The sequence below is a fragment of the Kitasatospora gansuensis genome (assembly GCF_014203705.1).
Classification (GTDB): domain Bacteria; phylum Actinomycetota; class Actinomycetes; order Streptomycetales; family Streptomycetaceae; genus Kitasatospora; species Kitasatospora gansuensis.
The window spans coordinates 6,673,288-6,687,886 of the sequence record NZ_JACHJR010000001.1 but is presented as its reverse complement, the minus strand read 5'-3'; the positions used below and the strand labels follow the sequence as shown (position 1 = coordinate 6,687,886).

Annotated in this window: 9 protein-coding genes; 3 read left to right on the top strand and 6 right to left on the bottom strand. The window is 69.3% G+C overall.

Annotated elements, in window-relative coordinates:
• Window positions 1-67 precede the first annotated feature (67 nt).
• Both F4556_RS30130 and F4556_RS30125 read right to left on the bottom strand, forming a co-directional pair.
• Window positions 68-910: an SDR family NAD(P)-dependent oxidoreductase gene (locus F4556_RS30130; protein WP_184921652.1), complete on the bottom strand. Its 843-nt coding sequence runs from the start codon at window positions 908-910 to the stop codon at window positions 68-70.
• Window positions 911-1,018: 108 nt separating this feature from the next.
• Complete coding sequence (locus tag F4556_RS30125; RefSeq protein WP_184921650.1) at window positions 1,019-1,333, bottom strand: hypothetical protein; 315 nt, start codon at window positions 1,331-1,333, stop codon at window positions 1,019-1,021.
• A 202-nt stretch (window positions 1,334-1,535) separates the two neighbouring features.
• Between F4556_RS30125 and F4556_RS30120 the strand changes: the two genes are divergently transcribed.
• A complete protein-coding gene (locus F4556_RS30120) occupies window positions 1,536-3,146 on the top strand; it encodes an alpha/beta fold hydrolase (RefSeq protein WP_221503730.1) in 1,611 nt (536 codons plus the stop codon).
• 432 nt (window positions 3,147-3,578) lie between these two features.
• A complete protein-coding gene (locus tag F4556_RS30115; protein ID WP_184921648.1) occupies window positions 3,579-4,640 on the top strand; it encodes a DNA cytosine methyltransferase in 1,062 nt (353 codons plus the stop codon).
• Window positions 4,641-4,649: 9 nt separating this feature from the next.
• Here the strand turns inward: F4556_RS30115 and F4556_RS30110 are convergent, their stop codons facing one another.
• The 4 genes from F4556_RS30110 to F4556_RS30095 are packed head-to-tail and all read right to left on the bottom strand — an operon-like array spanning window position 4,650 to window position 10,665.
• A complete protein-coding gene (locus F4556_RS30110) occupies window positions 4,650-5,123 on the bottom strand; it encodes a very short patch repair endonuclease (RefSeq protein ID WP_313068836.1) in 474 nt (157 codons plus the stop codon).
• A gap of 4 nt (window positions 5,124-5,127) precedes the next feature.
• Window positions 5,128-6,135: a NaeI family type II restriction endonuclease gene (locus F4556_RS30105; RefSeq protein WP_246511122.1), complete on the bottom strand. Its 1,008-nt coding sequence runs from the start codon at window positions 6,133-6,135 to the stop codon at window positions 5,128-5,130.
• Window positions 6,107-9,091: a Z1 domain-containing protein gene (locus F4556_RS30100; protein ID WP_313068835.1), complete on the bottom strand. Its 2,985-nt coding sequence runs from the start codon at window positions 9,089-9,091 to the stop codon at window positions 6,107-6,109. The genes F4556_RS30105 and F4556_RS30100 overlap by 29 nt, the downstream gene beginning before the upstream one ends.
• A gap of 29 nt (window positions 9,092-9,120) precedes the next feature.
• Window positions 9,121-10,665: an ATP-binding protein gene (locus F4556_RS30095; protein ID WP_184921644.1), complete on the bottom strand. Its 1,545-nt coding sequence runs from the start codon at window positions 10,663-10,665 to the stop codon at window positions 9,121-9,123.
• A gap of 265 nt (window positions 10,666-10,930) precedes the next feature.
• On the opposite strand from F4556_RS30095, the gene F4556_RS39220 reads away from it, so the two are divergent.
• Complete coding sequence (locus F4556_RS39220; RefSeq protein ID WP_313068832.1) at window positions 10,931-14,557, top strand: DUF4132 domain-containing protein; 3,627 nt, start codon at window positions 10,931-10,933, stop codon at window positions 14,555-14,557.
• The last annotated feature ends 42 nt before the right edge of the window (window positions 14,558-14,599 follow it).

Sequence of the window (14,599 nt, the reverse complement as noted above, 5' to 3'; positions counted from 1 at the left end):
CCGATTCTACCGGTCCACCGGACGCCCGAAGACCTTCCGGGCAGTGCGCCGGCGCAGCCGCCCGGCGTCAGGAGCTTCGGCCGCCGGGCGCAGCCGGACCGCCGTCGTGGCGCGGTTCGACCCGGAAGTCGAAGGCGACCGTGCCCGGGTCGAGGGCGGTCATGCCGCCGTCGACCGTCAGCACGGCGCCGTTGACCAGGCTGGCGGCGGGTGAGAGCAGCCAGCTGATGGCCTCGGCCACCTCGTGCGGTTCGCCGGCCCGGCCGGCCGGGCTGAGGCGGGTGGCTTCCTGGTAGGCCGCTTCGACGCCGTCCAGGCCGGCCCGGTCGGCCAGCCGGGTCATCGGGCGGTCAGCCATCTCGGTCCGGACCCAGCTCGGGCAGACCACGTTGGCGCGCAGCCCCCGGCGGCCGTAGTCGACGGCGAGCGAGCGGCAGAGCTGGAGCAGTGCGGCCTTCGAGGTCGCGTACGCGGCGTTGCCGAGGCCGTTGCGCAGGGCGGAGACCGAGGCGACCGCGACGACCGACCCGGCGGGGCTCTCCAGCAGGTGCGGCAGTGCGGCCCTCAGCAGCAGGAACGGACCGGTGAGGTTGGTCCGCATCACGGCCTCCCAGTCCTCCACCGAGAGGTCACCGACGGCGCCGGGCCGTCCGATCCCGGCGTTGACCACCAGGCCGTCCAGCCGTCCGAACCGGGACACCGCCGCGTCCACCAGGGCCTGGACCGCGTCGGGGTCGGTGGTGTCCGAGGGGTGCGCCACGGCGCCGGTCTGCTCGGCGAGCCGGTGCAGCGGTTCGGGCCGGCGGCCGGAGACGATCACCTGGTGTCCGGAGGCGCGCAGCAGGCGGGCGGTGGCCTCGCCGATTCCGCTGCCGCCGCCGGTGACAATGACAACTCGCTGGTCGGCCATGGGTGTTCCCTCTCCGGTGCCGGGCTGCGCGGGCCGGATGATCATATGCCGCGCCCCTGTCGGCCCCGCCGCTCGCACCACGGCGGCCCCGCTCGTGGGAGCCGCCGCTCAGTCCGAGTCGGCGGCGATCTCCAGGGCGAGCACCTGGAGAATCTGCTCCGTCGAGACCTGGGGGTCGGTCTCCTCGTAGCCGTCCGCCACCGCCTCGAAGGCCAGTACGAATCCGGTGATCAGGGCGCTCAGCGGCTTCGACAACTGCCCCAGCACGGCGCGGCCGATCTCGTTGGCGTCCGCGTCGGCGGGCACCGTGAAGTAGTCCGGGATCACCTCGCCGAGCAGGTCCGAGGCGTAGTCCGTCCCGACTCCGCCGCGCAGGGCGGTGAGCGCGGCGATGGCCTTGAGCTTGATCTCGTTCTCGGTCATGCAGCGAGGGTAGGAGAACTCCCCGCTCCGGACCCGCCACCACGGGCCGACCCGCCGACGAGCTGCGGACGATCTGCCGACGAACCGTCAATGGCCCCTCCGGGCGCACCCGTTACCCGAAATCCATAGCACGTCCGGGTCTTCCCCCATTGATCCCAACCTGTCAGTCTGGGCGAGTTTTGCAGCTACAGAGGAGGATCCCTTGGTACGCATACGCATATCGACCATCGCGGTGGCGTTCACCAGCGCGCTCGTGATGCTCGCCGGCACCACCGCCACGGCGTCCGCAGCGCCCGCGGAGAGTTCTGCCGACAAGGTCGCCCCGGTCACCTGGACTCCGTGCAACCCGGACCCGACGAAGCCGGACCCGCTGATCTACGACTGTGCCGTCTACCCCGTCCCGCTGGACTACGCGAAGCCGGACGGCGAGAAGGTCGGCATCGCGATGATGCGGCGCCGGGCCGGTGACCCGTCCAAGCGGATCGGCTCGCTGTTCCTCAACCCCGGTGGCCCCGGCGGCAGCGGGTACCTGTGGGCAACCACGACCCGGTTCGAGCCCCGGGTGATGCAGAGCTTCGACCTGGTCGGCTTCGACCCGCGCGGTGTCGCCCGGAGCAACCCGCTCAAGTGCTTCACCAGCAACGAAGAGGCGAACGCGGTCTTCGACCGGATGACCGGCGTACCGGTCACCCCGACCGAGATCAGCGGCACCCTGGCCGCCACCAAGGACTACACGGACGCCTGCGGCCGCAACGCGGGCGAGCTGATCAAGCACATGTCCACCATGAACGTGGTGCGCGACCTCGACCGGATGCGCCAGGCCGTCGGTGACGCCAAGCTCACCTACGCCGGGTTCTCCTACGGCACCCTGATCGGCGCCACCTACGCCAACATGTACCCGAGCAAGGTGCGCGCGCTGATCATCGACGGCAACGTCGACCCCCAGCTGCGCCTGGCCAACGGCCTGGAGTACGACCGCGAGCGCGCCAACGGCTTCGAGCTCGCCCTGGACGCCTTCCTGTCGCGCTGCCACGCCGCGGGCGCTCCCCGCTGCGCCTTCGCCGAGGGTGACACCCGGGCCAAGTTCGACGCGATCCGCGACCACCTGCGCACCGACCCGGTCACCCTGCCGGACGGTTCCACGGTCACCCTGAGCACCTTCACCAGCCAGGTCGCCAACGCCCTGTACGCGCAGAGCCGGCAGGCCCCGCTGGCCCGCTCGCTGCAGGCCCTCGACCAGGCGATCAACGCCCAGCCCGCGCTCGCCGCCAAGTCCGCCCAGGCCGTCGAGCCGAACGAGGCGAGCGCGCTGGCCGTGCTCGCACCCAACGCCCTCCGTGAGGCCCTCCCGGAGACCCCGTACACCAGCGACGACTCGTACTACGGCGTGAACTGCCAGGACAAGCCGTACCCGTCGAACCCGAAGCTGTTCCCGCTGATCGCGCGGGCCTGGGAGCTGGGCGCGCCGACCTTCGGCCGCTACCAGGCCTTCGACGGCCCCGCCTGCTCGACCTGGCCCGCCCCGGCCCGCCAGATGGAGCGCTTCACCGGGCCCTGGAACAAGCGGACCGCCAACCCGATCATGGTGATCGGCAACCTCTACGACCCGGCCACCCAGTACAAGTTCGCCCAGAACATGCAGCGCGAACTCAACAACGCCGTCCTGGTCAGCGTCGACGTCGTCGAGCACTGCGCGATCGGCCGGAGCAAGGCCCTCAGCGCCCTGGTCACCTCCTACCTGGTCGACCAGATCGCCCCCAAGCCGGGCCAGCTCCTCAAGCCCGACGCCGACGCGTTCCCGATGCCCGCCTGACGCATCGTCCGGTAGTCCACCGGTAGCGATATCCAACAGCGGGCGTGCGGTCAGCCATCACCGACCGCACGCCCGCTGTGCCTGTCGACCGCGCCATCGCTCCGCCTTGAGCGACTGGCACGCAGCGGTCCACGTCAGGCACTGCGGAGCCAGCCGGCTAAGCTGACTGGACAGAGTGAACTCCGGGTCACTGACCAGGGACAACGCTTGCAGAGCAGTGGTACGCGTCACCTCTCGGATGACAGCGAAAGGCCCCACCTCATATGTGGGGTCTTTCTGGTTTCCGCGCTATGGCGTCATCAGGAGGAGTGGATTTCGGGCCTACTTCGCCATTGCTGTGCACGGAGTGAGGCTCACTGTCACTGGGATCTGCCAGTCTCTGCTTTGGTGAAGCAGGACCAGAGCCTCACCGGTTCGATTTGAGGAGGGGACATGGCCCACGAGAATGCACTGAAGTACACCTCCGTGGAGATCTGCGCAGGAGCCGGAGGGCAAGCCCTGGGTCTGCACAAGGCTGGCTTCAGGCACCGTGCCCTCATCGAGATCGACAAGGATGCCTGCACGACCCTGGAGAACAACACCGGCAGCAACCCGGAGTGGTCCGACTGCAAGGTCATCCCGGCCGACCTGCGCAAATTCGAGCCGCTCTCGCTCGGGCTTGCACCGGGAGAGCTCGATCTGCTGGCCGGAGGTGTTCCGTGCCCTCCGTTCTCCGCAGCCGGAAAGCAGCTCGGCCGGGACGACGAGCGTGACCTCTTCCCGGAGATGCTGAGGCTCGTCAGCGTCCTCCAGCCCAAAGCCGTCATGATCGAGAATGTGCGCGGTCTGGTGGACCCGAAGTTTGCCGATTACCGCAAGGAGATCGTCGCGCAGCTTGAGGACCTCGGGTACGCGTACTGCTACTGGAAGGTCCTGGAGGCAAAGCAGTTCCAGGTGCCGCAGCTCCGGCCCCGCGCCATCCTCGTCATGATGAAGCCTCAGTTCGCCAAGCACTTCGCCGAGAAGTCCGCGGTGCCGGGCGGCGCTGGAGAGCTGACGGTCGGCCAGGCACTCGAGGAGAGCATGCGGGCCCGCTTCGAACAGTCGGGCGATCCTCGCGGTGAGGCGGCGTTCAAGGAGTGGTACGGGAAGGCTCTCCGCGGAGTGGCCCCGACCCTGGTCGGCGGATCGAAGAAGCACGGCGGCGCGGACCTCGGACCCACTCGTGCCAAGCGTGCCTGGGCGGATCTCGGCGTCTGCGGTCTGGGCGTCGCGAACAACCCGGAAGAGATGAAGGATCCGGAAAGGGACTTGTTCGCCGCGAACGGGCCCAAGCTCACCGTGACCCAGGCCGCCATCATTCAGGGCTTCCCCGAGGACTGGAAGTTCAGCGGCCGGAAGACCGCCGCCTACCGTCAGGTCGGTAACGCGTTCCCGCCGCCGGTCGCCCGGGCCGTCGGCGAAGAGATCTACGCAGCGTTCGAGGCCTACGAAGCTGCGGAAGCCGCCAAGTAGCCCCCGTCCTCACTTACCGCTTTCGGCCCGGAGGCGGCTCACCAGGACGGCGATCTCCACAGCGCACTGTTCGGCTGGCTCGTGCTCCCAGAACCGGAGCACGGTCCAGCCGGCCGCGCGCAGCTGCCCATCGGTGTCCCGGTCCCGTGCCATGTTGCGCAGCACCTTGTCGGACCAGTAGCCCGAGTTCGTCTTCGGCGCGACGTAATGCTCGGGGCAGCCGTGCCAGTAGCAACCGTCAACGAAGACAGCCAACCGGACAGGACCGAAGACGATGTCAGCGGTCCGCCGCAGGCTGGGTACCGGCCGGGTCGCTACGCGGTAGCGCAAGCCCTGCCGGTGCAGCAGTTTCCGGATTTGCAGCTCGGGCCCCGTGTCACGGCTCCGGATCGCCTGCATGTTGCGGCGGCGCGCGGCTGAGCTGGCCCACGAGCCCTCCGGTGGGGTCCAGGCCGGCTCGTCACTCTCGGCAGGGTTGCTCACCCCCTTATGATGCGGCCTTCCGCTGCGGGTCCGGAAGCTTGGGCGCCTCCTCAGGCGGATCGCCGGCGTCAGCGATGACCCAGTCTTTGCCAGCGATCTGGGCCCGGGGACGGCCCAGATGCTCTGGCCGGGCCTCAACCACTCGGTGGGCGACGAACTCGCCCTGCTTGGGCACACTCCCGCCAAGTGCGGCAGCGATCTCCTGATGGGCCTGATAGCCGCCGAGGATGATGATGCCCTCGGTCCGCAGCTTGGGACGTGCCCGGCTCTTGCTGCCTTCCCTGACCCTGGCCATGTAGTCGACCTGCTGGGCGGCGGTGCGCACCACTCCCCGGCCGATGCGCCTGTCGTGCACCAGTCGGAAGAGCTGGTTCAGCCGGGCCTGGCCCTTGCCTGTGCCCGGGATGAGGATCCGGGCCCGGACGTCGCTGTCCAGGTGGAGCAGGACGTTCTCCGGGAGCTCGGCGTCTCGCCACAACCAGACAATCTGGTCCCGGTGCTCTGCTTTGATCGTGAGCTTGAGATCACGGTTGGATCCGGAGTTGAGGATCTCTTCGCGTATCCGGACCAGCCCAGCACTCCAACGACTCCGGTCATCGTCTGCGGAGACCACCAGGCAGATATGGCCAACCGCCTCCGGCGGGATCATCCATGCCCCGAACTTCTGAGAGTACTTGCAGTCCACGTCGATGCCTGCGATCTGATAGTCCATCAACTGGCCGTCAGCGAAGCGGAACTCTCGTTGGAGGTTGATCTCGACCATGGTTCCAGCGTGGGTCTTCTCCGTCTTGAAGAGCTCCGCCCAGGCGTAGCGGCCAGTGACCTCACCATTGAGCAGCTGGTCAATCGTGTTGCGCAGGACCGCCGCGAACCGCTCGCCCGTCGGATCCAGAAGGTACAGCTCTGCCTTGACTCGCTCCAGCTCATCATCGCTGGCGTACGGGACGGTCACATGAATCTCCAGGTCAGGCAACAGGGTCCGGTCAGCGGTCTTGGTCAGCGGTCGCCGCAATGATCGCGTCCTCATTGCGCGAGTTCCTGGCCTCGAAGTGGACCAGCCGACGCGAGGTGCCGATCGCGGACTGCGGCGGGATGAGAGTGAAGGCCATCACCAACTTGGACGGATCAGCCTTGCCCTGCGAGACAACGGAAGGCACCTCTGTGTCGGCGGTTGCTTCAACCACCGGGTAGAGCAGCACCACGCCGGTACCCGGTCCCACGCCCCGGGGAGGGACAGCGCCCGGGACTGCTGCGGCATCAATGAGATTCTGTGCCGCCAGCCGGTGGTCCAGGCCAGCGATACGTCCGAAGGACGGCTTGTCAGCCTGTCGGCTTCGGCGGACCAGTGAGAGCGGAACTGAGCCAAGAACCGAGGCCTCAGTCCGGCTGGCCTGAGCGAGCTGAGGAGCGATGAGCAGCCAGTCATCCACCTTGGCCAGCCTCCCGTCCAACTGTGCCAGGTAGCGCAGGTGCGGCAGGAAGATTCCCGTACGCTCCCACTCCAGCTGGCTGAGCACAGCGATCAGGTCAGCGTGGCTCACCCGTGCCGTCAAGGCGGAGAAGGTGCGGCCTGAACTGCCGTCAGTGGGTGAGGAGGTGAAGCTCTCCGTCTGCTCAGTGAACCTGCTGAGCAGCGGCTGCCAGCGCTCGGTGTTCCGCCGCAGCTCCTCCGGGTCCTGCGGATAGGCGGCCGGCTCAACCGGCTTGCCGGGTGAACGGACCTCGACCAACTGGGCGTTGAACATCTTGTTGCGCGCCGACGGCCGGACCCAGGAGAGGTGCTGGGCGACCAGCGGCGGAATCTGGGCCGGCGTGACCTGGGGCTGGCCGTCCACCAGTTCGGCGTACTGGGCCAGCTGCTGGCGGAACTGCTCCTCGTCACGACAGACCGCCTCGAAGGCCTCGTACAGGTCAGCGGTCCTGGTCTTGGTGAGCGCCTCCTCCCGGCCGATATAGAGCCGGACCAGGTCCTGGTATCCAGGACGGAAGCCGAACCAGCGTCCCATCTGCATCAGCGTGTCAGCCTGCCGCGTGGTCCGCCGATAGTAGGTGACCGTGAGGCCCTCGACCGTGAACCCCCGGGACAGCTTGGTCCCCCCGATCAGGATCTTCCAGACGTTCGGAGTCCGGTCGAAGTCCAGGTCCAGCTGGTCGAAGTACCGGTCGCTGTTCCCGTTCACGACCACGACCGGGTTGCCGCCCTTGGTGATCAGCTGACGCGCCCGGCTGACGTACGGCTGGAGCTCGCGGTAGGCGGCGGGATTCGGCAGGTCCAGTGCGCGGGCTGCGGACACCGCGGCGAAATCGCCTTCCCAGAGGGCGGCCAGCCGGGTATGACCCTCGGTTGAGGCGTAGCCGGCCTGGTGCCACATGCTCTTGACCAGGTCTGCGAGTTCGGCATGGTCATCGGTCCGCACAGACTCGTGGATCAGCATGGTGTGGTGTCTGAACGCCTGTTCCGGCACACCGTGATCGGCGCGGAAGAGCTTCAGGGCTCCGGTGAGCAGGAAGGCGTCCATCGCCTCCTGGAGGCGGTCACCCTGTTCCTCGCCGATCCCCCGGACGTGAGCCTTCTCCTGGGAGTTGGCGGCCGTCCGCTCGGAGTAGTCCAACGGGGAATCGAGATCGTGAAAGTCCTGAGCCCCCATGTATCCGTGCGGGCGGGGCAGCGAGATCAGGAAGTCGCTGGGGAAGATGTCCTCGGCGTCGCCCGGGTCAACGAAGACGTTCGCGAACGGCGTGGCCGAGTAGCCGATGTACTGCGCCCGCGGCAGCAGCCCCAGGAGTTCGGAGATCAGCCCGTTGATGGCGGTGCGCTCGGTGGCGCCCTTGTCCCACTTCTTGGGGTCAGAGGTGTTGACGGAGGCCTGGTCTGACTCATCGTCAATGATCAGGGCTGGCAGCTCACCGAGGATGCCCTTGATCTGCCTGAGGTCCTTGACCAGCTTCGTCAGCACGCTCTTGTTCTTCTTCACCACCATCACGCGGGCGGCCGCACGGTGCAGGTTGGCCCGGTCGTACAACGGGAGCCCCTGCTCCCGCTTCTCGAACTCCAAGGCGCGGATGCCCTGGGCAAGACTCTGGTAGTCGTTCTCCCGCGTAGTGAGCCGTTCGATGTCGAATGCACGCAGCACCGACGGGCGTCCGCCGTGCTGAACGAAAGCGGGCCAGTCAGCGTCGTCGCCGATGTAGTCGATGCCGACCAAGCTGTCGACGTCGTCGGGATCGGCACCACGCAGGATGTTCTCCTGGCCGATCAGCTCCATGTCCAGGCGCCGCTGGGTCTGCGCTCGGAGCAGGTTGAGGGTGCCGCCGAGGATGATGACCAGACGGTAGCCCGCGTCGACGGCCTTCGCCGTCACACCGGTGAAGTTGGCGGTCTTGCCTGACTGCACGTAGCCGACCACCAGCCCCTTCGCCTGCCGGGGGGCCTCCTGCTCCGGGTCCGTGAGCCGCTCCACGACAGTTCTGCTCGCCTCGTCCAGGCTGGCGATCGCGGCCTCGGACCAGCCCTTCTGCCGCAGCTTGCCTTCGTACGCCCGCCAGTAGAAGGACCGTGCCGCTGCCCGCTCCGGGGTGTACCAGGGCGTGTGCTCGCGAGCGATGACCGTTGTGCCAGCCATCCGTACCACGGGCACCGCGGAGTCGAGCACCTTCCGTATGTCGTCACCGAAGCGCAGCCGGTCATAGGCCGCGCTGCGGCGCTCAGCGGTGCGGGGTTCGGTATCCGGCGACCAGCGTGGGCTGTCAGCGAAGTCCCAGGCAGTAAGCGAGCGGGCCCACAGAGCGGTCAGCGCTCCACCGGACTCCCCTTCCTCTGTCAGCCGCGCGCAGAACGTCGCCTCGCTGAGGTCGGCGTCGGGGAAATCCTCCTCCGCGACCAGTCCGGCCCACTTCCCGAACGCGCCGGGGCTGGCGGTCATGCCCGCCAGGGCAGCGGTGTGAATCTCAAGGAGCGTGTCAGTCACTTCGGAAGCCTCGAATCGCGAACGGGCGGTCAGGAATCGGCGCGGTTGCGCCGGTCACGCTGAGCGTGCACGGCCGCCAGCAGAATGCTGTTCCAGTAGTCGATACGGTCAGCGCGCTTCCGTTCCCAGCGGCCCAGCCCGAAGCAGTCTTGAAGCAGCAGGTAGAGCAGCGTCTTGGTAACGGGCGCGTCGTTCGCCCCACCACGCCGTCCCTCGTTGAAATCGTCCCTGAATTCCTTATTGATCAGGATCGCATGCCGGTCCCGGTCAAGCTTGAAGAACCGGTCCTCCGGCAGGCTGACCCAGTCGATCCGCAGGGGCTCCTCGCCTGCTTTGAGCGGCAGCTCCTCCTGGACAACCCGCTTGACCTTCGGGTCGAACCCCTTGCCGGGCTCGATCACCGCAGGCCGCTCGACCACCGAGCGCGAGGCGCCGTCACGGTAGGCCGCCTCTGCATCCGACAAGTAGGACCGGAAGGTGGCACCGGTGCTGTCGGTCGCCTTCTCCACCCCGTGTGTGAAGGCTGGAGTGACACCGACCCCATCCTTCTTCACCGTCAGGCTGAACACATCGTTCTTCCCGTCCGGCAGGTCCACCGCGATCCGAGCCAGCGCCAAGTGGCCCTCAGAGCTGCGCAGGTCGCTCCAGCCGCCGGCTTGCACCAGGCGGTCGTTACGGTAGAAGTAGAGCCCCTGACGTTCGTGCACGGGGCCGATCTGGCGGAAGCCGGCCTGCTGCGATTTGGCCGGCCAGATGTGAGCCTCCAGCAGCACTGGTCCAACACCCTCGACCTTGGCCGTAAACCGCTTCGGATAACCAGCCCGGCCAGGCACCTTGTAGCCGAACGGGTCCAGCGCATCCACACCGATGTGATCCACCTCCTCGCCCGTTCCGACGTCCCAGACGGCGATATCCAGGTTCAGACCGCGGCTGAGGAAGCGGTGCAGGTAGAGACCCAGATGAGTCTCCAGCCGCGAAATCGCCTTCGACAGATACTGCTCGCTCTCCCCCTTCGCCACCGTCTCGAAGGCCCGCACCTGGTCCCACCGGACGATCGTGCCGTGCCATTCGATCAGGCCGTCGTAGACGTCGATCTGCCGCTGGGCGAAGCTGGGCTCCACGGTGTCGCAGCGGAAGTCGTCCGCGATCCCCTCCGCGGTGAGCTTGCGGCCCGCCGCGCCACTGCGCTTCGTCCGGCTGATCACCGTGAGCGAGCCGGCGTGTGACAGCGAGGCAGCCTTGAGGCCAGTGCCGTACATGCCCAGCGCCGTGCCACCGTAACTCCGGCGGTGACCAACCGTCATGGCCCTGTCCAGCGCTGCCCCGTCCATACCAGCGCCGTTGTCGAGCACCAGCAGCGAGACGATCCGGTCCGCGTTGCGCAGGAAGTGCACGACGATGGAGTCAGCCCCGGCATCGATGGAGTTGTCGACCAAGTCGGCCACTGCCGCTTCGAAGCTGTACCCCTGATTGGTCAGCGCACTCGCGTACCCGGCGTCAGGCGGCAGGTGAGTACTGCCGCTGGTCGGGACGTCGTACTGCCAGCTGGCAGGCAGCGAGACGGAAGAAGACATACGTAGCCGGTTCCTTGGGCGCGTGGGAGAGGACGTACCGAGTAGAAGCGGCCCGTCAAATTCAATGATCAATCATCGCTGTCGGGCGGGTCCCCTGTACAGAGACGATCGGTCCGGATTACCGGCCGAAAGTCCCTTCTCTGCTCTGCCGGGCCGGGCACTTCGACGTCCGATGATCCAGAACATGCAGCGCGAACTCAGGGCTGTCGGGGGGTGCGGCTACGGTTCGGTCATCCGATCAGATGTGTGGGGCGAGGAGATGACCGTGCGGCGCTGGGAGTACGTCGGGGAGGGCTCGGCGAAGTTCTGGGAGGCGGCGGCCGAGGGCTGCGCCGTGACGGTCCGCTTCGGGCGGAACGGGACCGCCGGGCGGGAGCAGGTGAAGGAGTTCCCCTCGGCGGAGGCCGCGCTCGCGCACCTGGCCAAGGTGGTGGCGGAGAAGGAGCGCAAGGGGTACCGGGAGACCGGTGCGGCCGAGGCCCTCCCCCAGCAGGCCCCGCCGGCAGCCCCGGTGGAGCCGGCAGCACAGGCGGATCAGCCCGCCGAGCGCCCGGACGAGGACACCGTCGTCCTGCCGGCGAACTGGCTCCGCGCCCTGCACCCCCGCCGTGGTGGCACCCCCCGCTCGGTCACCCCGCCCGCCAAGGACGCGGCACAGAAGCTGCGGCAGCGCCTGGCGGACGACGCCGACTGGATCGAGCGGTCGCTGACGAACGACCGGAGCCAGCAGGTCCTGGTCGCCGCCGCCCGGCGGTACCAGGCCGGCGAGGCCGACCCGCTCGGCGCGGCGGTCCTCGCGGCGCTCACCGACAACGCGGACACCAACCACCGGGTGACCGCCGACGCCTGGGTGCTCACGCACGGGCTGACCTTCGCCGCGCTGGCCACCGTCGAGCTCCTCGGGATGGACGGCCACGGCCCGAACCAGCGGTACCGGAGCAGCAAGCCGGTGGTCCGGTTGACCCCGCCGGACAGCGCGCCGATGGGCATCGAGGAGCGCAGGTCCGCGGCCGACCGGGTCCGTGCCTTGCTCACGGTCGCCGACGAGGCCACCTACCTGGCCACGGTCGCCGCGCTGGCCGAGGTCCGCGACAACGCGCGGCGCCGGATCCTGGTCTCCTACCTGGTGCCGAGCGAGGCCGGCTGGGTGGCGGAGTGCTGCGAGAAGCCCGGTGCCGTGATCAGGCACAGCTACCCGCTCCGCTCGATGCTGTTCGCCTCGCTCGATTCGGCCGAGCAGGTCGAACTGCTCGGCGGCCGGGCCGACCTGGGCTGGCAGGGCTGGTCGGTGGCCACCATCGCCACCATCGCCGACGGTCTGGGCCCGGCCACGGCCCGGCTGCTGATCAACGAGCTGGACGGGCCCTCGTACCTCTCCTCCGACACCCTCAAGGCGCTGGCGACCGCGCTGGCCGAGCTGCCCTCCGACGAGGCCTTCGGCGCCCTGCTGGCGCGGGTGGAGGACCGGAACGTACGCGTCGCCGTCCTGGCCGCCGCCCGCCGGTTCCCGGTCCGGGCGCTGCGGATGCTGGCGGAGGCGTCCACCGGCGGCACGCCCGCCGCAGCGGCGGCGCGGCAGCTGCTGCCCAACCATGTCACCGCCCATCAGGAGCTGGTGCTCCGGGTGCTGCCCGAACTCGACCCGGCGGTGGCCGAGTTGGTGGCGCCCCTGGCGGCGCAGGCGGAGCGGATACCGGACGCGGCCGCCGAGGCGCTGCCCACGCTGCTGACCAGCCCGCCGTGGACGCGCAGGCGGACGGGCGGCAAGCCGCCCGTGGTCGCCGGGCTGATCCGCGACAGCGTGGCCGAGCTGCGCTGGCGGGCCGGGGAGCAGGACGAGTGGGCGAACACCACCTCCGGCTTCTCCGACTGGCAGCCGGACGAGCGGACCAGCTGGCCCACGCTGGTCGCCCAGCACCGCAAGGACCGGCTCAACGGCTACCAGGAGGTCGGCCTGTTCCTCCGGGGCCCGGTGGAGCTGGTGCAGCCGCTGCTCACCGACTGGGCGGGCCCGGAGTACCTCTGGGACGGCCTGAACGCACTCAAACCGCTGGTGGCCCGGCACGGCCTGGCCGCGCTGCCGATGCTGCGGCGGCTGGTCACCACCCAGCCCGGCACCTTGGCTCCGCTGCTGTTCCCGTACCTCGACGGGCAAGTCGCCCGGCTGATGGCGGACTGGCTGGACCGGCTCAAGTCGGCAGCCGGCCCGGCCCGTTCGTGGTTCACCCGGCACGGGGCGGCGGCAGCCGCGCTGCTGATCCCGGACGCGCTGGGCCCGGCGGGCCCGGCCCGCCGCAGCGCGGAGGGTGCGCTGCGGCTGATCGTCACGGTGCACGGGCCGGACGCGGTGCGGAGCGCGGCGACCGGGTTCGGCGCCGAGGCGGCGCGGGCAGTCGAGGTCCTGCTGACGGCCGATCCGCTGGAGGCCGCGCTGCCGGCCCGGCTGCCGGTGGTCGGTGACTGGGCCGACGCGCCGCTGCTGCCGCAGATCGTGCTGCGCTCCGGCGGGGCGGTGCCGGTGGCGGCGGCCCGGCACCTGGTCACCATGCTGGCGATCTCCCGGCCGGGTGCCATGTACCCGGGGGTCGACGAGGTGCGCGCGCTCTGCGCCGGCGAGTCGCTGGCCGGGTTCGGCTGGGCGCTGTTCGAGCAGTGGCGGCTGGCCGGGATGCCGGCCAAGGACTCCTGGGTGCTGCGCGCGCTCGGCTGGCTCGGCGACGACGAGACGGTGCGCCGGCTGACGCCGGTGCTGCGCAACTGGCCGGGCGAGGGCGCCCACCAGCGCGCGGTGGACGGCCTGGACGTGCTGGCGGACATCGGCAGCGACGTCGCGCTGATGCACCTGCACGGGATCGCCCAGCGGGTGAAGTTCAAGGCGCTGAAGACCCGCGCCCAGGAGAAGATCACCGAGGTGGCGGCCGGACTCGGCCTGTCCGCCGAGCAGTTGGCCGACCGGCTGGTTCCGGACTTCGGTCTGGACGCCCACGGCAGCACCGTGATCGAGTACGGGCCGCGCCGGTTCACCGTCGGCTTCGACGAGCAGCTGAAGCCGTACGTGCTGGACGAGGACGGCAAGCGCCGCAAGGACCTGCCCGCCCCCGGGGCCAAGGACGACGCCGAGCTGGCGCCCGCCGAGCGCAAGCGGTTCGCCGCGCTGAAGAAGGACGTCCGCACGGTGGCGGCCGACCAGGTGCACCGGCTGGAGGTGGCGATGGTCGGGCAGCGCTCCTGGACGGCCACCGAGTTCGGCCAACTCTTCGTCGGCCACCCACTGTTGTGGCACCTGGTGCGCCGGCTGGTCTGGCTCGCGGAGACCGATGGCCGGGCCGTCGCCTTCCGGGTGGCCGAGGACCGCAGCTACGCCGGTGTCGAGGACGAGACCCTGACCCTGCCCGCGGACGCGCTGGTGCGGCTCGCCCACCCGCTGCACCTGGGCGCGGAGCTGGCGGCCTGGGCGGAGCTGTTCGCGGACTACGAGATCCTCCAGCCGTTCCCGCAACTCGGGCGCCAGGTACACACCTTGACCGAACAGGAGGCCGACGGCGCCCGGCTGCACCGGTTCGAGGGCGTCAAGGTGCCGACCGTGAAGCTGCTCGGTCTGCAGCGGCGCGGCTGGGACCGCGGCGACCCGCAGGACGCCGGGGTGGAGCGGTGGATCTCCCGCCGGCTCGGGCCCGGCCGGTACCTGGTGCTCGCACCGGACGAGGGCATCGCGGTCGGGGCCATCGACATCTTCCCGGAGCAGCGGATCGAGACGGTCTGGCTCGACACCACCCCCGGCGACCACCGGCCGAGCCGCACGTACCCGCTGCGCTTCGGCGACCTCGACCCGGTGATCGCCTCCGAGCTGCTCGGCGATCTCACCGAGCTCACCGAGCCCACCGGCAACTGACCGTCCCATGAACCGGGTTGACCAGCAGAAGGACCACGCCGC

Excerpts from the sequence above, each read along its gene's own strand:
- F4556_RS30095 (WP_184921644.1), bottom strand. The coding sequence starts at position 10,665 with ATGTCTTCTTCCGTCTCGCTGCCTGCCAGCTGGCAGTACGACGTCCCG.
- F4556_RS30130 (WP_184921652.1), bottom strand. The coding sequence starts at position 910 with ATGGCCGACCAGCGAGTTGTCATTGTCACCGGCGGCGGCAGCGGAATC.
- F4556_RS30115 (WP_184921648.1), top strand. The coding sequence starts at position 3,579 with ATGGCCCACGAGAATGCACTGAAGTACACCTCCGTGGAGATCTGCGCA.
- F4556_RS30125 (WP_184921650.1), bottom strand. The coding sequence starts at position 1,333 with ATGACCGAGAACGAGATCAAGCTCAAGGCCATCGCCGCGCTCACCGCC.